Annotated in this window: 20 protein-coding genes; 14 read left to right on the plus strand and 6 right to left on the minus strand. The window is 75.9% G+C overall.

Going from position 1 to position 22,195, the window contains the following annotated elements; genetic code table 11:
• Positions 1 to 14: 14 nt before the first annotated feature.
• Positions 15 to 1,424 (minus strand): LuxR C-terminal-related transcriptional regulator, encoded by a 1,410-nt coding sequence (locus ABD994_RS03755; protein WP_345411065.1) that lies wholly within the window; start codon positions 1,422 to 1,424, stop codon positions 15 to 17.
• Positions 1,425 to 1,519: 95 nt separating this feature from the next.
• On the opposite strand from ABD994_RS03755, the gene ABD994_RS03760 reads away from it, so the two are divergent.
• The 7 genes from ABD994_RS03760 (at position 1,520) to ABD994_RS03790 (ending at position 7,821) form a co-directional block, all read left to right on the plus strand.
• A complete protein-coding gene (locus ABD994_RS03760; RefSeq protein WP_345411066.1) occupies positions 1,520 to 2,179 on the plus strand; it encodes a GntR family transcriptional regulator in 660 nt (219 codons plus the stop codon).
• Between the two features lie 168 nt (positions 2,180 to 2,347).
• Entirely contained in the window at positions 2,348 to 2,752 is a 405-nt protein-coding gene (locus tag ABD994_RS03765; protein WP_345411067.1) for a GlcG/HbpS family heme-binding protein, read from the plus strand.
• A gap of 25 nt (positions 2,753 to 2,777) precedes the next feature.
• Positions 2,778 to 3,200, plus strand: a complete 423-nt coding sequence (locus ABD994_RS03770) for a diol dehydratase small subunit (RefSeq protein WP_345411068.1) — start codon at positions 2,778 to 2,780, stop codon at positions 3,198 to 3,200.
• A 1-nt stretch (position 3,201) separates the two neighbouring features.
• Positions 3,202 to 4,914 (plus strand): propanediol/glycerol family dehydratase large subunit, encoded by a 1,713-nt coding sequence (locus ABD994_RS03775; RefSeq protein ID WP_345411069.1) that lies wholly within the window; start codon positions 3,202 to 3,204, stop codon positions 4,912 to 4,914.
• Entirely contained in the window at positions 4,911 to 5,495 is a 585-nt protein-coding gene (locus tag ABD994_RS03780; protein ID WP_345411070.1) for a propanediol/glycerol family dehydratase medium subunit, read from the plus strand. The genes ABD994_RS03775 and ABD994_RS03780 overlap by 4 nt, the downstream gene beginning before the upstream one ends.
• Positions 5,495 to 7,345 carry a diol dehydratase reactivase subunit alpha gene (locus ABD994_RS03785; RefSeq protein ID WP_345411071.1) on the plus strand — a complete coding sequence of 617 codons (1,851 nt, stop codon included), beginning with the start codon at positions 5,495 to 5,497 and terminating at the stop codon, positions 7,343 to 7,345. Before ABD994_RS03780 ends, ABD994_RS03785 begins: the two co-directional genes overlap by 1 nt.
• Entirely contained in the window at positions 7,342 to 7,821 is a 480-nt protein-coding gene (locus ABD994_RS03790) for a glycerol dehydratase reactivase beta/small subunit family protein (protein ID WP_345411072.1), read from the plus strand. The genes ABD994_RS03785 and ABD994_RS03790 overlap by 4 nt, the downstream gene beginning before the upstream one ends.
• 5 nt (positions 7,822 to 7,826) lie before the next feature.
• On the opposite strand, the gene ABD994_RS03795 is transcribed toward ABD994_RS03790, so the two are convergent.
• Both ABD994_RS03795 and ABD994_RS03800 read right to left on the minus strand, forming a co-directional pair.
• Complete coding sequence (locus tag ABD994_RS03795; protein ID WP_345411073.1) at positions 7,827 to 8,801, minus strand: patatin-like phospholipase family protein; 975 nt, start codon at positions 8,799 to 8,801, stop codon at positions 7,827 to 7,829.
• 81 nt (positions 8,802 to 8,882) lie between these two features.
• On the minus strand, positions 8,883 to 10,601 hold the full coding sequence (locus ABD994_RS03800; RefSeq protein ID WP_345411074.1) for a metallophosphoesterase: 1,719 nt from the start codon (positions 10,599 to 10,601) through the stop codon (positions 8,883 to 8,885).
• Positions 10,602 to 10,735: 134 nt separating this feature from the next.
• Here ABD994_RS03800 and ABD994_RS03805 point away from each other — a divergent pair, with 134 nt between their 5' ends.
• From ABD994_RS03805 to ABD994_RS03820, 4 genes are all read left to right on the plus strand, one after another.
• A complete protein-coding gene (locus tag ABD994_RS03805; protein ID WP_345411075.1) occupies positions 10,736 to 12,424 on the plus strand; it encodes a CocE/NonD family hydrolase in 1,689 nt (562 codons plus the stop codon).
• A gap of 143 nt (positions 12,425 to 12,567) precedes the next feature.
• Positions 12,568 to 13,533, plus strand: a complete 966-nt coding sequence (locus ABD994_RS03810; RefSeq protein WP_345411076.1) for an alpha/beta fold hydrolase — start codon at positions 12,568 to 12,570, stop codon at positions 13,531 to 13,533.
• A 179-nt stretch (positions 13,534 to 13,712) separates the two neighbouring features.
• On the plus strand, positions 13,713 to 14,504 hold the full coding sequence (locus ABD994_RS03815) for a SigB/SigF/SigG family RNA polymerase sigma factor (protein WP_345411077.1): 792 nt from the start codon (positions 13,713 to 13,715) through the stop codon (positions 14,502 to 14,504).
• 44 nt (positions 14,505 to 14,548) lie between these two features.
• A complete protein-coding gene (locus tag ABD994_RS03820; RefSeq protein WP_345411078.1) occupies positions 14,549 to 16,093 on the plus strand; it encodes an FAD-dependent oxidoreductase in 1,545 nt (514 codons plus the stop codon).
• A gap of 8 nt (positions 16,094 to 16,101) precedes the next feature.
• On the opposite strand, the gene ABD994_RS03825 is transcribed toward ABD994_RS03820, so the two are convergent.
• Both ABD994_RS03825 and ABD994_RS03830 read right to left on the minus strand, forming a co-directional pair.
• Positions 16,102 to 17,382 (minus strand): S1 family peptidase, encoded by a 1,281-nt coding sequence (locus ABD994_RS03825; protein WP_345411079.1) that lies wholly within the window; start codon positions 17,380 to 17,382, stop codon positions 16,102 to 16,104.
• 115 nt (positions 17,383 to 17,497) lie between these two features.
• Positions 17,498 to 18,727, minus strand: a complete 1,230-nt coding sequence (locus ABD994_RS03830) for an FUSC family protein (protein ID WP_345411080.1) — start codon at positions 18,725 to 18,727, stop codon at positions 17,498 to 17,500.
• A 68-nt stretch (positions 18,728 to 18,795) separates the two neighbouring features.
• Here ABD994_RS03830 and ABD994_RS03835 point away from each other — a divergent pair, with 68 nt between their 5' ends.
• The 3 genes from ABD994_RS03835 to ABD994_RS03845 are packed head-to-tail and all read left to right on the plus strand — an operon-like array spanning position 18,796 to position 21,181.
• A complete protein-coding gene (locus tag ABD994_RS03835; RefSeq protein WP_345411081.1) occupies positions 18,796 to 19,929 on the plus strand; it encodes a hypothetical protein in 1,134 nt (377 codons plus the stop codon).
• Positions 19,930 to 19,961: 32 nt separating this feature from the next.
• Positions 19,962 to 20,261: a YrhK family protein gene (locus ABD994_RS03840; protein ID WP_345411082.1), complete on the plus strand. Its 300-nt coding sequence runs from the start codon at positions 19,962 to 19,964 to the stop codon at positions 20,259 to 20,261.
• Positions 20,262 to 20,302: 41 nt separating this feature from the next.
• Entirely contained in the window at positions 20,303 to 21,181 is an 879-nt protein-coding gene (locus tag ABD994_RS03845) for a DUF1206 domain-containing protein (RefSeq protein ID WP_345411083.1), read from the plus strand.
• On the opposite strand, the gene ABD994_RS03850 is transcribed toward ABD994_RS03845, so the two are convergent.
• Entirely contained in the window at positions 21,182 to 22,150 is a 969-nt protein-coding gene (locus tag ABD994_RS03850; RefSeq protein WP_345411084.1) for an acyl-CoA desaturase, read from the minus strand.
• Positions 22,151 to 22,195: the final 45 nt, after the last annotated feature.

Here is a 22,195-nt window from a genome sequence, read left to right on the forward strand (position 1 = left end):
GGGAGGGGGCGCGCTCAGGCCAGGCGCGCCAGCATGGTGCGGTTGCGCGAGTTCGTCTTGCGCAGCAACGAGCCCACGTGCTTCTCGACGGTCTTGGCCGAGATGGCCAGGGCGCGGGCGATCTGGCGGTCGGTGAGGCCGCGGGCCACGAGCCGGCGGACCTCCTGCTCGCGCGGGGTGATGGCCCGGTCGCCGGGACGGGCGGGGGCGGCGAGGCGGCCGAGCTGGTCGTCGGCCAGCAGGGTCTCCCCGCGCCCGGCGGCCGCGACGACGGCGACGAGGCGGTCGGAGTCCGGGTCGACGCAGCCCTTCACCCCGGCCGCGACCGCGGCGCGCAGGCGCTCGTCGGCGCAGTCCTCGGCGAGCAGCACGACCGCGGGCGGGCTGGGCAGGGCCGCGAGGCGCTCGAGCACGGCGAGGTCGTCGCCGAGCAGCCGGTGCTCGACGACGAGCACGTCGGGCGCGAGGAGGCGGCAGGCGCTGGCGAGGTCGTCGGCGCCACCGCCGGCCACCTCGGACACCATGCCGAGCCCCGGCTCGCCGAGCTGGAGCAGCCGCACGACGCCCGCCCGCACGACGGGACGGGCCGCGGCGACGAGCACGCCGGTGCGGGCGCGTCCGGGCGCGGGCGGCGGGGCGGCCGAGCACGGCAGGGTCAGGCGCAGGCGGGTGCCGCGGCCGGGGGCGCTGTCGATCTCGAGCTCGCCGTCGAGGCGGCGCGCCCGGGCCGCCATCGCGCGCAGGCCGAGCCGCGCGCCCGCGGTGGCCACGTGCAACCGGGTGCCCGCCGCCGCGTCGAAGCCGCGCCCGTCGTCCTCGACGAGCACGGTCAGCGTCCCGGGCCCGTGCACCACCCCGACGCGCACGCACGCCGCGTCCGCGTGCACGGTCGCGTTGAGCAGCGCCTCCTGGACGACGCGCAGGACCTCGTCGCCGAGCCCGTCGGGGATCGTGCCGGCGCCGACGGCGACGAGGTCGGTGCGGACGTCGGCGCGTGCGGCGACCCAGGCGAGCTCCTGGCGCACGGCCTGCTCGAGGGTGCGGCCGGCGAGCACGCCGCCGTCGGCGAGGGCGAGCGCGGCGTGGTCGGCGAACAGCTCGACGAGGTGCTGGTCGGCGGGGGCGCCGCCGGCGACCACGCACGCGCCGACCACCCGCGGCCCGCGCCGCACCGGCACGGCGAGCACGTCGCCGTCGCGCACCGCGGCCCGCGTCGCGAGCAGCCGGGCGACGACGTCGGCGGGGAGGGGCACGTCGTCGTCGGTCGCGACCAGCGTCGCCCACGAGCCCCCGGCCTCGTCGACGCGCGCGACCCATCCGGCCCCGCCGGTGAGCGTCGCGAGGTGGTCGGCGATGCGGCGCAGCAGCGGGTCGGCCTCCCCGTCCTCGACGGGGGTCCTGCCCGAGGCTGCCGCGGCGACCACCAGACGCCCTCCTCGACGATCGTCACCCGATGCATACAAGATGCATCGATGCAGTGAGAGTAGGGTCACGCGGGACCGAGGGCAAGGGTGGTGCGGTGACGGGCGGTGTGGTGGCGGGGCTGTCGGCGAAGGAGCGCGCCTACCGCGACACCAAGGCCCGAATCCTCGACGGGTCGCTCCCGGGCGGTGACCTGATCACCGAGGGCCAGGTCGCCGAGACCCTCGCGATGAGCCGGACGCCGGTCCGCGAGGCCTTCCTGCGGCTCGAGGCCGAAGGGCTGCTGCGGCTGTTCCCCAAGCGCGGCGCGCTGGTCGTCGCGGTGTCCCCGGCCGAGGTCGAGGCCGTGCTCGAGGCCCGCGAGCTGGTCGAGGGGCACGCGCTCGCGAAGCTGTGCGGCGCGGCGGACGAGGAGCGCGCCGCCGTCTCGCGCGCGCTCGGCGAGGTGCTCGACGTCCAGCGTGCCGCCCAGGCCGCCGGCGACGACCCCGCGTTCGCCGAGGCCGACCGCCGCTTCCACATCACCGTCGTCGAGAGCAACCGCAACGCCATCCTGCAGGAGCTCTACGCCTCGCTGCGCGACCGGCAGCTGCGGATGAACCTCGGCTCGCTCGAGCGGGGCCCGGCGCGGCCGCACGCGATCCTCGCCCAGCACGAGGCGATCGTCGCCGCGCTCGACGCCGGTGACGCGGACGAGGCCCGCCACCGCCTGCGCGTCCACCTCGACGCCACCCGCGTTGCCATCGTGGGCCGGTAGACCGCCCGCCGAAGGGCCTACGGGAAATCCCCCACACCCCGGGGTGGGGAGAGTCCCCGTGGCCCCGGCGCCGGGGGCGCTCCTAGCGTCCAGCGCGCCGGGCGGTGGCCCGGCCGCCCCCCGGTGACCGGCGCGGGCGTCCACCCCCACTGCCGCGGAGGAGCCCGCATGCCGGGACTGACCCTCGCCGAGGCCCGCCGGATGCTCGACGCCGGACTGGCCGAGGCGGACGCCATCGGCCAGCCCATGAACGTCGCGGTCGTCGACGCCGGCGGGCACCTGCTCGCCTTCGCCCGCCAGGACGGCGCCATCCGCGCGAGCATCGACATCTCGCAGCGCAAGGCGATGACGTCGGTGCTCATGGAGGCCCCGACGGGCGCGCTCATGCCGCTGGTGCAGCCGGGCGCCGAGCTCTACGGCCTCGAGCAGACCGCCGGCGGGATGGTCATCTTCGGCGGCGGGATCCCGGTGCACCGCGACGGCGAGCTGGTGGGCGCCGTCGGCGTGAGCGCCGGCTCCGTCGAGCAGGACGTCCGCGTCGCCGAGGCCGCCGTCGCGGCGCTCAAGGACTGAGCCCCCCTCCCGGGAAGGACCCACGATGAGCGTCGAGCTCACCCCCGCCGACTACCCGCTCTCGATCAACCGCCCCGACCTACTGACCACGCCGACCGGCCGGGCGCTGTCCGACATCACGATGTCCGCCGTCGTCGCCGGCGAGGTGACCAACGAGGACCTGCGGGTCCGGCCCGAGACGCTGGTGCTGCAGGGCCAGATCGCCGAGTCGGTGGGCCGCCGCCAGCTCGGGGAGAACTGCCGCCGGGCCGCGGAGATGACCGCGATCCCCGACGAGGAGGTGCTCGCGATGTACAACGCGCTGCGCCCGCGCGCCTCCACGGGCGCGCAGCTCGAGGAGATGGCCGCCCGGCTCGAGGGCACGTACGACGCGGCCACCTGCGCCGCCCTGGTCCGCGAGGCCGCGCAGGTCTACGCGGCCCGCAACCTGCTCGCGGAAGAGGACTGACATGACCGCCGTGGCACCCCGCTCCGCGAGCAGCGTCCAGGCCTCCAAGCGCACCGAGGTCCTCGAGAACCGCCCGGTGAACCTCGACGGCTTCGTCGAGGAGTGGCCCGAGAAGGGCCTCGTGGCGATGGAGTCCGACTTCGACCCGCAGCCGAGCGTGCGCGTCGAGGACGGCCGGATCGTCGAGCTCGACGGCCGCACGCGCGACGAGTTCGACTTCATGGACACCTACATCGCCGACCACGCGATCGACATCGAGGCCTGCGAGTCGGCCATGGCCACGCCGTCGGTGGACATCGCGCGGATGCTCGTCGACCCGCGCGCGACCCGCGCCGAGGTCGTCGCGCTGGGCCGCGGCCTCACTCCGGCGAAGATCCTCGACGTCGTCAAGCTCATGAACGTCGTCGAGATCATGATGGCGATGCAGAAGGTCCGGTCGCGGCGCACGCCGGCCAACCAGGCGCACTCGACGAGCGCCAAGGACAACCCGATCCAGGTCGCCGCCGACGCGGCCGAGGCCGCCGTCCGCGGGTTCGCCGAGCTGGAGACCACGCTCGGCGTCGTCCGCTACGCGCCGCTGGTGGCGATCGGCCTGCAGGTCGGCGGCCAGGTCGGCCGCGGCGGCGTGCTCACCCAGTGCGCGCTGGAGGAGGCCACCGAGCTCGACCTCGGCATGCGCGGCATCACCGCCTACGCCGAGACGATCTCCATCTACGGCACCGAGTCGGTGTTCGTCGACGGCGACGACACGCCCTGGTCGAAGGCGTTCCTCGCCTCGGCGTACGCCTCCCGCGGCATCAAGATGCGCTTCACCTCGGGCACCGGCTCCGAGGTGCAGATGGGCAACGCCGAGGGCCGCTCGATGCTGTTCCTCGAGATCCGCTGCATCCTCATGGCCAAGGGCGCGGGCGTGCAGGGCCTCCAGAACGGCTCGATCTCCTGCATCGGCGTGCCCGGCGCGGTGCCCGGCGGCATCCGGGCGGTGGCGGCGGAGAACCTCGTCGCCAGCTGGATGGACCTGGAGTGCGCCTCGGGCAACGACCAGTCGTTCTCGCACTCCGCGATGCGCCGCACCAGCCGTCTCGTCCCGCAGCTGTTCTCCGGCACGGACTTCGTGTGCTCCGGCTACTCCGGCGTGCCGAACAAGGACAACATGTTCGCGGGCTCCAACCTCGACACCGAGGACTACGACGACTGGAACACCATCCAGCGCGACATGCAGATCGACGGCGGGCTGCGCCACGTGCGCGAGGACGTGATCCTCCAGGTCCGCAACAAGGCGGCCCGCGCCCTGCAGGCGGTGTTCGCCGAGCTCGACCTCCCGGCGATCACCGACGAGGAGGTGGAGGCGGCCACCTACGCCGACTCCAGCGACGACTACCCCGACCGTGACGTGCTCGCCGACCTCGACGGCGCCAAGAGCGTCATGGACCGCGGCGTCACCGGCCTGGACCTCGTGAAGATCCTCGAGCGAACCGGCTTCGGCGACGTCGCCGAGAGCTACCTGCAGGTGCTGCGCCAGCGCGTCTCGGGCGACCTGCTGCAGACCGCGGCGATCTTCACGCCCGACTTCGTGCCGCTCGCGGCGATCAACGACGCGAACGACTACGCCGGCCCGGGCACCGGCTACCGGCTGTCCGGCGAGCGGTGGGAGGAGCTCAAGAAGCTCCGCCACGTCACCTCCGCCGAGAACCCCGAGGAGGAGGTCTCGTGAGCACGCCGACCCAGGACCCGGTCCGGACGCTGTCCCTGCGCGAGGTCGGGCCCGCCGAGCGCGGCACCCGCGCCGACGAGGTCGTCATCGCGCTCTCGCCGGCGTTCGGCGACCCGTTCACCAAGACGATCGTCGACGTCCCGCACGCCGAGGTGATCCGCCAGCTGCTGGCGGGCATCGAGGAGCGGGGCGGCTCGGCGCGGGTCATCAAGGTCTACAAGACCGCCGACCTGGCGGCGATCGCGCACTTCGGGGCCAAGATCTCGGGGTCGGGCATCGCCGTCGGCGTGCTGTCGCGGGGCACGACGGTGCTCCACCAGCGCGACCTCGCCCGGCTGAGCAACCTCGAGCTCTTCCCTCAGGCCCCGCTGCTCGACGCCGAGGTGTTCCGCATGATCGGCGCCAACGCGGCCCAGTACGCGCAGGGCCAGTCGCCGCGGCCGGTGCCGACGCGCAACGACCAGATGGCCCGCCCGCGCTGGCAGGCGAAGGCGGCGCTGCTGCACCTCAAGGAGTTCGAGTGCATCGACCACTCCCGCAACGCGGTGGAGGTCGAGCCCGTCATCACGCGGGTGGACTAGTGCAGCTCGTCATCGGCGTCGACATCGGCAACTCGACGACGGAGGCGTGCATCGCCGACGTGGCGGCCGGGGACGTGGCGAGGCTCGCGTCCTCGCTCACCCCGACCACCGGCGTCAAGGGCACCCCGGCCAACACGGCCGGGGCCGTCACGGCCGTCCGGAAGGCGCTCGACGCCGCCGGGCGGCCGGCCGGGTCGCTGGCGACGGTGCTGCTCAACGAGGCCACGCCGGTGATCAGCGGCCTGGCGATGGAGACGATCACCGAGACGATCATCACCGAGTCCACGATGATCGGCCACAACCCGGACACCCCGGGCGGCGACGGCCTCGGCGTCGGGATGACCGTGACGCTCGAGGAGGCCGCCGACGTCGAGGAGAGCACGCCGGTGGTCGTCGTGGTCGGCGCCGGCGCGGACTTCGACGACGTCGCCGAGCTGATCAACCGGGCGCTCGACCGGGGCGTCGACGTCGTCGCGGCGGTGATGCACGGCGACGACGCGGTGCTGGTGGTCAACCGGCTCCGCCGGCGCATCCCCGTGGTCGACGAGGTGTCGGCGGTGGACCGGGTGCCGCTCGGGATGCTCGCCGCCGTCGAGGTCGCGCCGCCGGGGCGCACCATCCGCACGCTGTCGGACTCCTACGGCCTCGCGTCGACGTTCGACCTCGACGCCGAGCAGACCCGGCAGGTGTCCCCGGTGGCGCGGGCGCTGTCGGGCAACCGGTCGGCCGTCGTGGTCCGCACGCCGGCCGGCGACGTCACCGACCGGCGCATCCCCGTCGGCACGCTGACGCTCTCGGGTTCCGGGCGCTCGCTCGACGTCGGCGTCGACGGCGGGGCCGACGCGATCATGGAGGCGATCGGGCGGGTCGCGCCCCTGGACGACGTGCACGGCGAGTCCGGCACGCACGTCGGCGGCATGCTCGCGACCGTCCGCGACACGATGACCGACGTGACCGGGCAGCCGGCCTCGGAGATCCGCATCCGGGACGTGCTCGCCGTCGACACGCTGGTCCCGGCGACGGTGACCGGCGGGCTCGCGGGCGAGGTCTCGCAGGAGAACGCCGTCGCGCTCGCGGCGATGGTGCGCACCAGCCGCAGCCGGATGCAGGCCGTGGCCGACGCGCTCTCCGAGGAGCTCGGCTGCCGGACGATCATCGGCGGTGTCGAGGGCGAGGTCGCGGTGCGGGGCGCGCTGACGACGCCGGGCTCGTCGGTGCCGATCGCGATCATCGACATGGGCGGTGGCTCGACCGACGCGGCGCTGCTCGACCGCGACGGCAGCGTCTCGGCGGTGCACGTGGCCGGGGCGGGCGAGCTCGTCACCAAGCTCATCGACTCCGAGCTGGGGCTGGAGGACCGCGACGCCGCCGAGTCGGTGAAGCGCCACCCGCTGGCCAAGGTCGAGAGCTTCTTCCACGTGCGCCACGAGGACGGCACGGTGCAGTTCTTCACCGAGCCGCTGCCGCCGCACGTGTTCGCCAAGGTCGTCACGGTGACGCCCGACGGGCTCGCCGTGGTGCCGGTGCGGGGGTCGCTGGAGTCGGTGCGGGAGGTCCGCCGCGCGGCCAAGCGGCGGGTGTTCGTCGTCAACGCGCTGCGGGCGCTGGCGCAGGTGGCCCCGCAGGGTTCGCTGCGGCTGCTCGGCTCGGTGGTGCTGCTCGGCGGGTCGGCGCTGGACTTCGAGATCCCCGGCATGGTCGCCGACGCGCTCGCGCCCTACGGCGTCGTGTGCGGGATCGGCAACGTCCACGGCACCGAGGGCCCGCGCAACGCCGTCGCCGCCGGGCTCGTCGACGCCTTCGCGGGCACGTCGGCCGGGCCCGCGCCCGAGCGCGTCGCGGTGTCGTGACCAGCCCGCTGTCGGGGGTCTCGACGTCGGTCGGCCCCGGGTGCCACGGCCGGATCGACCGCCCTCTCTCGATCCGGGATCTGGCTGACCCCGCGCTCCCGCCGTCCGTGCTCGTGGCCGTGCCCGACGACGCGCCGCCCGACGTCGTGCGCGAGGTCTGCGCCGGGGCCGAGGAGCAGGGCATCCCGACCGCGATCCTGACGGCTGGTCCCGACGCCGACGCGGCGGGCCGCCACGCCGCGGGGGAGTCCCGGCTGTCGGTGGGCGTCGGCGTCGGGAGCGACGGGAGCGTCGTCGTCCGGCACGCGCTCGTCGGCGACGCCGTGCTGACCCTGGACGCCGACGCGCCGCCGGCCACCCGGCGCACCGTGGGCGCCGACGCAGCGCGGATCGTCGCGGGCCTGCCCCTGCGCCTCGCCCCCGACCCCGGGTCACCGGCTGGTCTCCCTCGCCCAGCGAGCGAGACGGGCCAGTAACCGGCTCAGGCGGTCGCGGGCTCCGGCTCGGGCTCCTCGAGGTCCAGCGCCTCGCGCAGGGCGTGCTGGCCGGTCTCGATGCCGCGGCGCAGGACGTCGGGGTCGGTCTCGAGCGGGTTGATGGTGTCGGCGCCGGAGGGCGGGCGGACCTCGAACAGGAACGGCGCCTCGTCGGTCGGCGACGCCGTCGCGTGGGCGAGGCGGCGGTCGTCGGCGCGCCGGTTCTCCAGGCGGTTGCCGAGCACGTGCACGAGACCCGGCACGTTCACCGCGCCGAGGCGCGAGACCAGCGCCTTCTCCAGCCGCGTGGCGTCGATGGCGGTCTGGTCGGAGCGGCGGGTGCGCAGCACCAGCACGTGCGTCGCGCCCTGGTCGAGCGCGGTGTGGAACGGGATCGGCTCGGCGACGGCGGCGTCGACGTAACGGCGCCCGTCGATCTCCACCGGCAGCCCGGCGAGCAGCGGCACCGCGGCGCTGGCGCGCAGGGCGAGCTGCAGCGAGGCCTTGTCGACGATCGTGTCGTGGAGGTCGACGGCCTTGCCGGTCTCGACGTCGGTGGCCACCGGGTGCAGCGGGACCTCGGCGTCGACCGCGCGCTGCCAGTCGAACACGACGATCGACTCGCCGACGGTGTGGATGAGGTACTCGACGTCGACGACGGGCTGGCCGCGCAGCCCGCGCCCGGGGCGTGTGACGCGCTCCATCAGCCCGGGCCGGTACCAGCCCGCGCAGCAGTGGGCGGCCTGCGCGCCGACCAGCCAGCTCCCGGCCAGCGCCCCGGCCGACGCGCCGTAGACGGCGTCGAAGCACTCGGCGAGCCCCAGCTCCTCGAGCGCGAGCACCATGCCGCTGGAGTAGGTCGCGCGGCTGCCGCCGCCCTCGACGGCGAGCGCGACCCGGTAGGGGTCGCTGCGGTCTCGCGGTCCCGTGCCCTCGGCGCGGCGGGCGGCGAGGACGTCGAGCACGGGGTGGGCACGCACGCGCGCATCATGCCCGCTTCACGCGCGTTCCACCGATCGGGCCACGTGAGTACTTTCGTCCCCTATAGAGCACGAAAGTACTCACGTACGGGACCGGCGCTCCAGCACCACGCGGTCGATCTCCTGGCCGGTGTCGGTGGTGGCGCGGACGGTGAGGCGCGTCGTCTGGGCCGGCCCCTGGGGCGGGGTGACGTCGACCGTCACGTAGGCGTAGTCGAGGTAGCGGGCCTGCGACCAGTCGACCTGCTCGGGCTGGTGGTCCTCCTCGCCGAGGGCGACGTAGCTCGCCACGGCCGTCCCGCTGTCCGGGCCCGCGAAGCCGCGGTAGCGGTCGGTCTCGCCGTCCTGCCAGCTGTAGCGCGGCCGCCCGCCCGACCCCACGCAGACGTAGGTCGTGCCGTCGGTCTCGGGGCGCACCGTCGCCCCGTCGGGGGCCTGGACGACCGACCGGCCGCGGCGGATCGGATTCGTGCGCTCGTACTGGTGGTTGTGGCCCTGCAGCACGAGGTCGACCCCGAACTCGTCGAACAGCGGCGCCACCGCGGCCCGCACCCCGGCGTCCGAGGCGTGCGCCTTCGACGTCGCGAACGCGCAGTGGTGGAAGAACGCGACGACCCAGTCCACCGACGGGTCCGCGCGCAGCGCGGTGAGCGTCTGCCGCAGCCACGCCGCCTGCGCCCCGCCCGAGTAGCCCGCGTTGGTCGGGATCTCGGTCGAGAGGTCGTTGGCGTCGAGGCTGATCACGCCCACGTTGCCGTGGCGGAACGTGTACACCGACGGGCAGGCCGACGGCCCGTTCCCCGGCAGGTCCAGGCGCGCGGCGTGCCCGCCGTAGCCGTGCGCGGCCCCGCCCGGGCTGCGGTTGTCGTCGTAGAGCGCCTCCATGTCGTGGTTGCCGGTGGCGAACATCCACGGCGTCGACGCGGCGCTGCGCTCGATCATCCCGAAGTAGGTCGTCCACACCGTGGGGTCGAAGCTGTCGAACCCCGTGGGCGCCTTGCGCGTCCCGTTGCTGCGCACGACGCGGCCCTCGCCGGACGGGTCGGCGTAGCAGATGTCGCCCGCGAGCAGGTGGAACGCCGGGCGCTGGGCGGCCACGCGGTCGACCATCGTCGTCGCGGGCGTCGGCGTGCGGCGGGTGTCGGCGGGCTCGTAGTAGCCGTTGGTGAAGCCGCCGAGCCCACTGGGCGGGACGGTGTCGACGCCCTGGTCGGCGAACGCGGTGAAGCTCCACGGCGCCGTCGCGCCCGCCGGGGGTGCGGTGGTGAAGTCCGCCTCGGCGGTGGTGGTGCCGTCGGGCAGCCGGAAGCGGTAGCGGTAGCGCTCGCCGGGCGCCAGCCCGTCCGCGCGGGCGTGCACGAAGAACTGCTCGCTGCCGCGGATCGACCCGTCGGCCTGCGGGACCTGCGAGACCAGCCGGCGCACCTCCACCGGCAGCGTCGTGCCGAACGAGCCGTCGCGCCCGAGGTCCACGACGAGCGCGCCCGGCGGCGGCGCGGCGGTGAGCTCGCCGCCGAACGCCATCTGGCGCTGCGGGTCGGCGCCGAACGCGAGGTGGCGCCCGACCACCGCCACCGGCGCCTGCGATGCCTGCGCACAGGCCGCGAGCGTCCACGGCGCCGAGGCCAGCCCCAGCGCCGCGACGACCCCGGTCCCGCCGCGCAGGGCGGTCCGCCGGCTGATCGGGTGCCGGCGCAGGTACGAGGTGAGCCACTCGTGCTGCTCGGCCACGGTCATCGACACGGCGAGGTCCGCGGGGACGCCGACGTCGGGCGCGCCGCCGCGCGGGGTGTACGTCACGAGGGGGCAGCGTCGCCTCCCCCGGGGCGTGGCGCCAGGCCGGGGGGTGAACGGTGTGCCTCCGGCAGGTGAGCACTTCTGCGTGCCGGAGCACGCCGAAGTGCTCACCTGCGCGTAGCGCACACTGGCGTCCCGTGAGCCTCGCGACGGCGGTCCTCCGCCGGGCCCTGCACCTGCCGCCGCCGCGCACGACGCGGGTGACGGTCGACCGCGACATCGCGGTCCCGATGCCCGACGGCGCCGTCCTGCGCCACGACCACCACCGGCCCGCCGGGGTGCACCGCGGCCCGGTGGTCCTGGTGCGCAGCCCCTACGGCCGCGCCGGATGGGTGGGGACGGTGTTCGGGCGCCTGGTCGCCGAGCGCGGCCTCCAGGTGATCGTCCAGTCGGTGCGCGGCACGGCGGGCTCGGGCGGTGAGCTCTCGCCGTTCGACGAGGGCGCCGACGGGCGCGCGACGGTCGCCTGGGTGCTCGACCAGCCGTGGTGCGACGGCCGCCTGGGCACCCTCGGCCCCAGCTACCTCGGCCTCACCCAGTGGGCGCTCGCGCCGGCCGCGGGCGGCGCGCTGCGGGCGATGGGCCTGCTCGTGACCGCCGCGTCGTTCCGCGACCAGACCTACGCCGGCGGGTCGTTCTCGCTGGACAACGCGCTGTCGTGGACCTCGATGATGCGCGCGATGGCGGCCGGGCCCGTCGCCCGCACCGCGCGGCTGCTGGGCGGGCGCGGCACCCTGCACCGCGCCCTCGACGCCCTGCCCCTGGGCGGGGGCGACACGGCGGCGACCGGCGGCGAGGTCGACTGGTACCAGCACTGGCTGCGCGAGACCGATCCCGCGTCCGCCTACTGGGCCCGCCGCGACTACACCGCGGGCGTCGCCGAGGTGGCCCGCGCCGGCGTCGACGTGACGATGCTGGGCGGCTGGCAGGACATCTTCCTGCCCTGGCAGCTCGCCGACCACGCCGCGCTGCGCGCCGCCGGCGCCCGGCCGCGCCTGGTCGTCGGGCCGTGGGTGCACACGTCGCCGCCCGGCACCGCGGCCGGCATCCGCGAGGCCCTCGCCGCCTTCGACCGCGCCCTCGGCGACGGCTCCGGGGACGCCGCGGTGGCCGCGACCAGCGACGACGTCCCGGTCGCCGTGACGCTCTCGGGCGGCGGCGGCACGCGCCACCTCGCCGACTGGCCACCGCCCGGGGCCGCGACCCGCACCTGGTACCTGCGCGCCGACCACACGCTGACCACCGAGGCGCCCCCCGACCGCGCCGACGCCGGCGGCCGGCAGGCCGGCACGTCGGTCGTGTACGACCCCGCCCACCCGACGCCCGCCGTCGGCGGGCCGATCCTCGACGGCCGCTCGGGCCCGCGCGACCAGGCCGCGCTCGAGGCCCGCGCCGACGTCGCCGTGTTCACCTCCGCGGTGCTCGAGCAGGACGTCGACGCGCTCGGCCCGGTGTCGGCGACCGTGCACCTGCGGGCCGAGGTCGAGCACCTCGACGTCTTCGTCCGGGTCTGCGACGTCGACCCCGCGGGGCGTTCGGTCAACGTCACCGACGGGCTCGTCCGGCTGGCCCCCGGTGCCCCGGCCCGCGCCGGCGACGGGACCCGCGCGGTCACCGTCGAGCTGTGGCCCACCGGGCACCGTTTCGCCGCGGGCCACCGGTTGCGCGTCCAGGTCTCCGGCGGTGCCCACCCCCGCTACGCCCGCAACACCGGCAGCGGCGAGGCGCTCGGCGAGGCGTCGACGCTCGTGCGCCAGCCGCGCGACGTCCTGCACGACGCGGCCCACCCCACCGGCGTCACGCTGGCGGTCCTGCCGGCGGGGTGAGCGGGGGCCCGCTGCTCCGTCACGGTGAGACGCGGTCGCGCGGTGGCAGACGGGTCACACCGCCCGTCGGCGCCGGGGTGCCCCTGGTCGACATCACCGCCTTCCGGGGTGGTGGGCCCGCCCGCGATGTCGATGCTCGGGGCATGGCCGTCCTGTCGACCGCGCGGACCACCGCCGAGCCGATCGCGCCCGCGCCCGCCCCGTGGCGCCTCCCGCGCCCCCGCCCCGTCCACGGTGTCCGCACCGGGGACGGCGTGCCCCTGCACGTCGAGATCCGGGGCCACCAGGGTCCGGTGGTCGTGCTCAGCCACGGCTTCACCGTCGACTCGGCGGAGTGGACGCCGCAGATCGCCGCGCTGGCCGGGCGCGCCCGCGTCGTGACCTGGGACCAGCGCGGGCACGGCCGCTCCGGCTGGGGCGACCCGGCGCACGCGACCATCGACCAGCTCGGCCGCGACCTCGCCGCCGTCGTCGACGCCGTCGCCCCGAACGGCCGCGTCGTGCTCGGCGGGCACTCCATGGGCGGCATGTGCGTGCTCGCGCTGGCCCGCCAGCACCCGGAGTGGTTCGGCACGCGGGTGGCCGGGGTCTTCCTCGTCGCGACCTCGGCGGGCGACCTCGTCTCGGACGGGCCGCTCGGCGTCCTGCACGCGGCCGCCCGGCGGGCGGGCCTGCTGCCCGCCGTGCTGCAGGGGGCGCGCCTCGCCGCGCCGCTGGCCGACCAGCTGCCGTGGCGGGACTCGGCGCTCGGGCGCTGGCTCGTGCGGCGCATCGCGTTCACCCCGGGCGCCACCGACGAGGAGGTCCGCCGCCTGCAGGCGGTCACCGAGAGCGTGCCGCTGCAGGTGACGTCGGCGTTCTCGTCGTCGCTGCTGGCCCACGACGAGACCGGGGCGCTGCCCGCCCTCACCCGGGTGCCGACGACGGTCGTCGCGGCCGCCGACGACCGCCTCACCCCGGCCGCCCACGGCCGCCGCATCGCCGAGGAGCTGGGCCCGCGCGGACGGTTGGTGCTGGTCGAGGGGGCCGGCCACGCCGTCAACCAGACCCACCACGCGGTCGTAGACGCGGCGCTGCTCGACCTGGTGGACGGGTTGCGTCACCGCTGACGCCGTCAAGGGTGCGGCCCCTCACGGCGGGGGAGGTGTGGTTGCTCCGCGTACGGGGCACCTGACAGTCTGCGAAGGAACTCCGGTTCAGACACCAGCCGGTCAGCTCACGCGAAACGAGCGCCCCGCCTGGTCCGGAGTCAGTGCTCTGGTGCACCGGGGCCCCTTGGGGGTGTCCGATGGCCGGCCGAAGCAGCGACTACGACGAGTACGTCCCGTTGCTCGAGGAGTACGCGTCCCTGCCCGACGACCACCCGCGTCGGGAGACCGTGCGCGAGAAGCTCGTCGTCGGTTTCCTGCCGGTGGCCCGCAACATCGCGCGGCGCTTCGCCCGCCGCGGCGAGCCCACCGACGACCTCGAGCAGGTGGCCTCCCTGGGCCTGCTCCACGCGCTCGAACGGTTCGACCCGGGCCGCGAGCGCGACTTCCTCTCCTACGCCGTCCCGACGATCATGGGTGAGGTCCGGCGGCACTTCCGCGACTCCGCCTGGTCGGTCCGCACGCCGCGCAGCGTCAAGGACCGCTACGTGGCCGTCGGCTCGGCCACCGCGTCCATGTCCCAGAAGCTGGGGCGCGCGCCGACGGCCCACGAGCTCGCCGAGCACCTCGGCATGACCCGCGACGAGGTGGCCGAGGCCATCGCCGCGCACGGGTCGTACCAGCCGGCGTCGCTCGACGAGTCGCTCGGCGACGGGGACGACTCGGCGCTGGTCGACATCCTCGGCGTCGCCGACGGCGAGCTCGACCGCGTCGAGGTGCGCTCGATGGTGCGGGCGCTGGTGCGGGACCTCCCGGAGCGCGAGCGCACCATGCTCGCCCTGCGGTTCGTGCACGAGAAGACCCAGGCCGAGATCGCGTCGGTGCTGTGCATCTCCCAGATGCACGTCTCCCGGCTGCTGACGCGCACGCTCGCCGCGCTGCGCGACCAGATCGAGCGCGAGTCGGAGATCGACCAGCTCGTGGCCGTCTGACGCGTCGTCGTTTGACCCTCGGGACGGTCGGACACCTCTTCCGCATGCCTGCCCTGCCTCCGCGCGAGCTGTCCGCGTGGCACGACCCCGAGCACGCCGAGGAGCCCGACACCTACCCGCGGCTCGACGGTGACCGGCGGGTCGACGTCGCCGTCGTCGGGGCCGGGATCACCGGCCTGACGACGGCGGTGCTGCTCGCCCGCGAGGGACTGCAGGTCGCCGTGCTCGAGGCGCGGCGCGTCGGTGCCGTCGCGTCCGGCAACACCACCGCCAAGATCTCGGTGCTGCAGGGCACCCGCGCCGCGACGCTCGACCGCCGCCACGACGCCGACACCGTCGACGCCTACGTCGCCGCGCACCGGGCAGGCTTCGACTGGCTGCTCGACCGCGCCCGCCACGTCGACTGCGACCTCGAGCGCCGCGACGCCGTCACGTTCACCACCAGCGGGCGGTCCTCGGCCGGGGCGGAGGCGGTGCGCCGCGAGGCGGCCGTGCTGCGCCGCGCCGGCCTCGCCGCGGAGCTGGGCACCGACGTCGGGCTGCCGTTCGGCGTCTCCGAGGCGGTGACGCTCGCCGACCAGGCCCAGTTCGACCCCGTGCCCTACCTGGCCGCCCTGGCCCGCGAGCTGCACGACCGCGGCCACGCCGTGCACGAGTCGACGCGGGTCCGCAGCGTCTCGCTGTTCGGGGCGCCGCGCCTGCGCACCGACCACGGCGAGGTCCGCGCCGAGCGCGTCGTGCTGGCCACCGGCGTCCCCGTGCTCGACCGCGGCCTGTACTTCGCCCGCGTCGAGCCGAGCCGGTCCTACGCGCAGGCGGTGCGCGTCGACGGGCCGCTGCCCGGGGCGATGTTCCTGTCGGTCGACGAGCCGACGGTGTCGCTGCGCACCGCCGTGATCGAGGGCGAGCGGCGCCTCCTCACCGGCGGCTTCGGCCACCGCGTCGGCGCGAGCACGCCGACCTCGGCCCACGAGGAGGCACTGGCCGCCTGGGCGGGCAAGCGGTTCGCGGTCCGGGAGATCACCCACCGCTGGTCGGCGCAGGACTACCTCCCCGAGGACGGCCTGCCCTTCGTCGGCCCGATGCCCTTCCAGCCGCGCGTGCTGGTGGCGACGGGGTTCGCGAAGTGGGGCATGACCGGCGGCACGGCGGCCGGCCTGGCGCTGCGCGACCTCGTGGCCGGGCGCGACAACCCGTGGGCGCACGCCCTGCGCGCCGACCGGGCGCCGGCGGTGTCCGCCCTGCCGTCCCTGGCCCGGGCGAACGGCGAGGTCGGCCGCTACCTGGCCACCGGCTGGGCCCGCCCGCACCTGCCCACCGACGCCCCGCTGGCCGAGGGCGAGGGCCGGGTGGAGACCACGTCACGGGGCAAGGTCGCCCGCTGCCGCGTAGGCGGGGTGGAGCACGAGCTCGGCGCGGTCTGCCCGCACCTCGGCGGCATCGTCGCGTGGAACGACGCCGCGCAGAGCTGGGACTGCCCGCTGCACGGCTCCCGCTTCGCTCCCGACGGCGACGTCCTCGAGGGCCCCGCCACCGCCGGCATGGCCACCCCGCCAGGCCTCGCTCGCGTCGTCACCCCCCGCGCCTGACGCCTCCCCTACGCGTCGCCGAAGCGGTAGCTCGTGCCGGACTCGTCGACCAGCCAGTACCCGCGTCCGGATGGGGTCGTCGCGATGGAGACGACCCGGTGGGCCGGCGGCCGGGCCCCGAGGGAGCCGAGGAACGGTGCGTCCCCGAACGCGAAGACGCCGCCGTCCTCGGCCACCAGCCAGTACCCCCGACCGGTCGGTGTGGACGTCATCGCGACGACGGGGGCGTTCAGCGGCCGTCCGCCCATCGAGCCGAGGAACCCGGCGTCGCCGAAGGCGAAGACGCCGCCGTCGGCGGCCGCGAGCCAGTACCCGCCGTCGTCCTCCGTCGGGGTGATCGCGACCACCGGGGCGTTGAGCCGCTGTCCGGCCAGGGAGCCGTACGAGCGGGCGTCGCCGGCCGTGCGCACCTCACCGGACGGGTCCACCGACCAGTACCCGTCGCGTGACCGGGTGGGTGCTGCCGCCAGCCCCTGCACCGGCGGCCCACCTCGGGCCGCGGTGTCCTGCGCGACGAGCCCGGTCACCTGCGACAGCCACGGCCAGTGCACTGAGCCGGCGTCGACGCGGTTGAAGACGCTGTTCTGCGGCTGGGCGGTCTCGCTGCCGCTGACCACCCCGATCTGCACGAGATCGGCCCCGTCGGTCACGAGGAGCGGGCCGCCGCTGTCGCCTTTCCCGGTCCACGCGCCGAAGGCGCGGTCGACGGGCCGGGCCGCGACGTAGTTGGCGTCGACGAGGTCGATGGTCATGTGCCCCTGCCGCAGGAGATCGCTGTGGTCGGCCTCCGCCCACACCCCCCACCCCAGCAGGGTCGTCTCCGCACTGAGGTGGATGAGGTCGCGCTGGGCGCTGCTCGTGGCCAGTCGCACCGGCGGGATCGCGGGGGGCGTGGGCCGGGACAGCCGCAGGAGCGCGAGGTCGTTGACCAGCCCGTCGTGCCGGTAGTCGGGATGCCGCACGATCTCGCTGACGGGGCTGGTCCAGCCCCCGTCACCGTCGAAGCGGCTGCTGCCGAAGGTCACGGAGAACTCGTCCGCGGCCTTGCCCTCCACGCAGTGCTGGGCCGTGAGGGCCCACTGCGGCGTCACGAGCGTGGCCCCGCACGTGCCGTGCGGATCGACGCGGAACCTCACGTCGCGGGTCCACGCCAATCGGCCCATCCAGGGATGGTCGCCGGCCGCGACCTCGGAGTCACTGCCTTCGACGGCCCCGGCCGTCGACGCCCCGGTGACCACCACGGCGGCGGCGACGAGCGCCGACGCCACGACCAGACAGACCCTGCGCATGCGTCCCCCCGGGGTGCCGGGCGCGCGGTGCGACCGTCGAGCAGGCGTCGGGCCCGCGGTGATCTTCGTTACGAACGGTCAGAGATGTCCCCCGGATGGAGCAACGGCGTCGCGGCTACGCGCCGTCGCGGGGTGGCGCCGCCGTGGGCCGCCGTCCGGTCAGGTCGACCACGGCGCGCTGGGCGGCGTTGAGCAGCGCCCCCTCGACGCTCCAGCCGGCGCGCACCTCGCCCGACGCGCCGGGCAGGCGCTGGGCGGCGTCGCGGTGCACCGCGCTCATCAGCTCCAGCGCCGCCGACCCCGGCGGGTGCCGGTCCGCGCGCGGCGACAGCGACCCCGGGTCGTCGCGGATCTGGACGAGGGCGTCGGCGAGGTGGTCGAGCAGGTCGGCGAACGAGCCCACGAACAGCGGGTCGAGCCCCGTCTCCGCGTCCGGCCCGGCCTCCTCGCCGGAGGTCGTGATCTCCTCCGCGGCCTCGACGATCGCCTCCGCCACGTCCTGGACGTGCCCGGCCACCTCGACGACGGCGTCGGCCGCGGGCGCGAGGACGACCGTCGGCTCCGGGGCGCGGACGCGCCGGCGCAGCGGGTTGAGCCGCAGGCTCTCGCGGGCGAACGCGACGCTGTCGCGGGCGCGGCGCGCCTCGTCGGCCAGCGAGCGGGCACGGTGCACCCAGTCGTGCGCATGCTCCGCCCGCGGCGCCTGCTCCTCGCGCAGCGACGCGCCCGCCTCCCGCAGCAGGTCGGCGAGCCGCCCGGAGACGCCGGACACCGCCGCGGCCGCGTCGCGCTGGTAGACCGGCGGCAGCACCAGCATGTTGACCACGACGCCCACGACGGCTCCGAGCGCGATCTCCGCCAGCCGGATCACGGCCTCCACCGGCGAGCCGGCCGCCGGGCCGGCCTGCCCCACGAGGATCAGCGCCGTCACGGCCACCCACTGCCCCTGGTCGCCGAACACCCGCAACCGGCCCAGCAGCAGCCCGACCAGCACCACGACGACGAGCCCGACGACGACCTGGCTGGTCAACAGGGTCGCCGCCAGCGCCAGCACGACCCCGACGGTGACCACCGCCAGCTGCTGCACGGCGTCGCGCACCGATCGGTAGACGGTCACCTGCACGACGAGGAAGACGGCCGCGTAGGGCGCGAGGAACGGCTGCGGGGCGCGCAGCACCCAGCGGGCCAGCAGCCACGCGAGCCCGGCGGCCGCCGCGGCCTTGGTGGCCTGGACGACGGCCTCGCGCTCGGGGCCGCTCCCCGCGGCCACGCGCGTGACGAACCGCCAGGGCCGCGGGAGCTGCTGGCGCGCCCGGCGGAGGAGCGTGCGCGGAGTGGGCGCCATGGGGCACGGTGTTCCCACCCGCGCCGCCCCACGATCTCCCACCCACGATCTCCCACGAGGTGCACCGCATGCCCCCGGGTCCCGACGCGCCCGCCGACGAGCAGACCGTCGAGGGCGCCCCCGCCGAGGAGCTGCCCCGCTCGCTCGAGGACGCCGCCGACCTGCTCTACGGCATCGGGCGCGAGGAGTTCATCGGGGTGCGGGACGCGCTGGTCAAGCGTCTGCGCAAGGACGACCGGGACCTCGCCCGCGGGATCGGGGCGCTGCGCAAGCCGTCGGTGGCGGCGTGGGTCGCCAACCGCCTCGCCCGCGAGTACCCCGACGAGGTCGGCGCGCTCGAGGAGCTCGGCGGGTCGCTGCGCGAGGCGCAGGAGAAGCTCGAGGGCGACGCGCTGCGCCAGCTCTCCCGCCAGCGCCACGGCCTGATCAACGCGCTGGTCGAGCGGGGGCGGCGCATCGCCCGCGAGGAGGCGGTCCGGCTCGGCGACCCCGCGATCCGCGAGCTGGAGCGCACGATCGGTGCTGCCCTGGCCGACCCGGCAGCGGCCCGCGCGCTGGCCGGCGGGCAGCTGGCGGGCGGGATGGAGGCCGGCCCCGGCCTCGGCGACGGGGGCATCAGCGCCGCCCTCGGCGGGCCCGCCTCCGGTGCCCGGCCCGCCGGCCGTGCCGCAACGGTCCGGCCGTCGACGACCCGGCCCGACCGGCGCCCGCCGCGGCCGGCCACCACCGCGGAGGAGCCCGACGGGGACGCCGACGACACCGACGACACCGACGACACCGAGGACGGCGAGGACGCCCTCGACGTCCGCGACGACCAGGAGACGCGCGAGCAGGAGGAGCGGGAGCGGGCCGAGCAGGAACGCCGCGAGCGCGAGGAGCGGGAGCGCCGCGAGCGCGAGGAGCGGGAGCGCGCCGAGCGGGCCGCGCGCGAGGCCCGGCAGCGCGCCGACGAGACGGGGGAGGCCGCGCGCCGCGCGGCCGAGGACGCCGACGCCGCGACGCAGGAGGCGGAGGAGGCCGACACGACCGTCACCGACCTGCGCCGCCGCCTCGAGGCCGCCGAGCAGGCCCGCCGCGAGGCGTGGGACCGGGCCGACACCGCCGCCCGCGAGCGCGACACCCGCCGCCGCGAGGCCGACCGCGCCGAGGAGGACGCCGACGCCGCGGAGCGCCACGCCCGCTCGCTCGGCGCGCGCACCTGATCTCCGCCGGCGGACCCGGGCAAGGTGTCCCCATGACGGACGCGAGCGCCCACCACCCACCGTTGATCTTCCAGGTCGGTCACGAGGAGCTCGTGATCCGCCGGCGCTACGAGGTGCTGTCGACCCTCAACGACATCCTCATCGGCATCTGGTTCCTCGTCGGCAGCATCCTGTTCTTCTCCGAGGCGACCACCTACGTCGGCACCTGGTTCTTCGTGGTGGGCAGCGTCGAGCTGCTGATCCGCCCGGGCATCCGGCTCGCCCGCCGCGTGCACCTGCAGCGCATCCCCGACGCCGCCGGGCACCCGCCCGACGCCGCGCCGGACTTCTGAGGAGGTTTCGCGCCGGCCCCGCAGCGGTGAAGCCCAGCGCCGTGACCACCGAGCGGGAGGACGCCGTCGAGGCGGTCGAGGACGCGGCCGAGCACGCCGCCCACCGGGCCTGGGACGACACGCTGCACGGCGGCGGCGACGCCCCGAGCCGCGTGGTCGAGGTCCTCGGCCGTGCCGGGCTCGTCGCCTACGGCGCGGTGCACCTGCTCGTCGCCGTCCTGGGGCTGCGGCTGGCGCTCGGCAGCGCCGCCGAGGTCGACCAGCAGGGCGCCGTGGCGACGGTGGCGTCGGTCGGGCCCGCCGGGATCGTGCTGCTGGTCCTGTTCGCGGCCGGGCTCGTGGCGTTCGCGGTGTGGCAGGTCACGGCGGCCGTGGCGGGGTTCCGCTGGGTCTCCGGGGGCGAGCGCTTCCGCAAGCGCGTCGGGGCCGCGGCCAAGGCGATCGCGGTGCTGGCCGTCGCGGTCGTGGCCGCCCGGACCGTCCTCGGCAGCGCGGCCAGCGGGCGGGCGGGCCCGCAGAAGCTCGTCACGTGGCTGCTGGCGCTGCCCGGCGGGCGGCTGCTGGTCGGTGCCGTGGCGCTCACGGTGATCGTGATCGCGGTGACGATGGTCTACACCGGTGTCTCCCGGTCGTTCATGGGCGACCTCGTCGACGACCTGCCGGCCTGGGCGCACCGCGCCGGGGTCGTGCTCGGCGCGGTCGGCAACATCGCGCGTGCCGTGGCGTTCGCGGCCGTCGGCGTCCTGTTCGGGGTCGCGGCGCTGCAGCGCGACCCGTCCCGCGTCGGGGGCCTCGACGCCGCCCTGCGCGACCTCGTCAGCCGCTGGCAGGGCGTCACGCCGCTGGTCGTGCTCTCCGTCGGCCTGGGGGCGTTCGGGCTCTACTGCCTGCTCGACGCCCGGTACCGGCGCGCGTACTGATCAGGCGCGAGCTGCCAGCCGCTCCAGGCGGCGCGGCGTCGGCCACTTCACGTGGCTGACCCAGCCGAGCTTCTCGAACAGCCAGATGGTGCGCGCCGAGATGTCGAGCTGGCCGCGACCGACGCCGTGGCGGGCGGACGTCGGGTCGGCGTGGTGCAGGTTGTGCCACGCCTCGCCCATGCTCGGGATGGCGAGCAGCCACACGTTGGTGGAGCGGTCGCGGGCGCCCCACGGGCGCTCGCCGACGAGGTGGCAGATCGAGTTGGTGGACCACGCGACGTGGTGGGTCATCCCGACGCGCACGAGGCTCGCCCAGAAGAACGCCGTCACCGCGCCCCACCAGGACCACGTGATGAGCCCGCCGAGCACGGCCGGCGCGAGCAGGCTCACGACCGTCAGCCACGTGAACGCGCGGTGCACCGCCCGCATGTCAGGGTCGGAGAGCAGGTCCGGGGTGAAGCGCTGCTGGTTGGTCAGGGAGCGCTCGAAGATCCAGCCCATGTGGGCGTGCCAGAAGCCGCGCACCAGCGCCGCCGGCGACGTGCCGAACGCCCACGGGGAGTGCGGGTCGCCCTCCTTGTCGGCGAACGCGTGGTGCCGCCGGTGGTCGGCCACCCAGTGCCGGATCGGGCCCTGCACGGCCATGCTCCCGGCGACCCCGAGCGCGATCCGCAGCGCCCGCCTCGCACGGAACGCGCCGTGGGTGAAGTAGCGGTGGAAGCCGACGGTGACGCCGAGCATCGTCAGCACGTAGAACCCGGCCGTCAGCCCGACGTCGACCCACGTCAGCCCCCAGCCCCACGCCAGCGGCACGGCTGCGACGAGGGCGAGGAAGGGCACGAACGCGAACACGTAGACCATCACGTGCGGGGCGATGTGGCGCTCGTGGTCGCTGAGGTCGGAGCGGGGGGAGTCCGCGGGCGGGTCGGCGGGCAGGTCGGCAGGCGCAGAGGCCGGACCGGACGTCATGGCGGGGGAGCTCCCGAGGGGCGGGCGGTCCCGGCCGACGGGCTC

This window comes from Actinomycetospora chlora (assembly GCF_039542135.1).
GTDB lineage: Bacteria > Actinomycetota > Actinomycetes > Mycobacteriales > Pseudonocardiaceae > Actinomycetospora > Actinomycetospora chlora.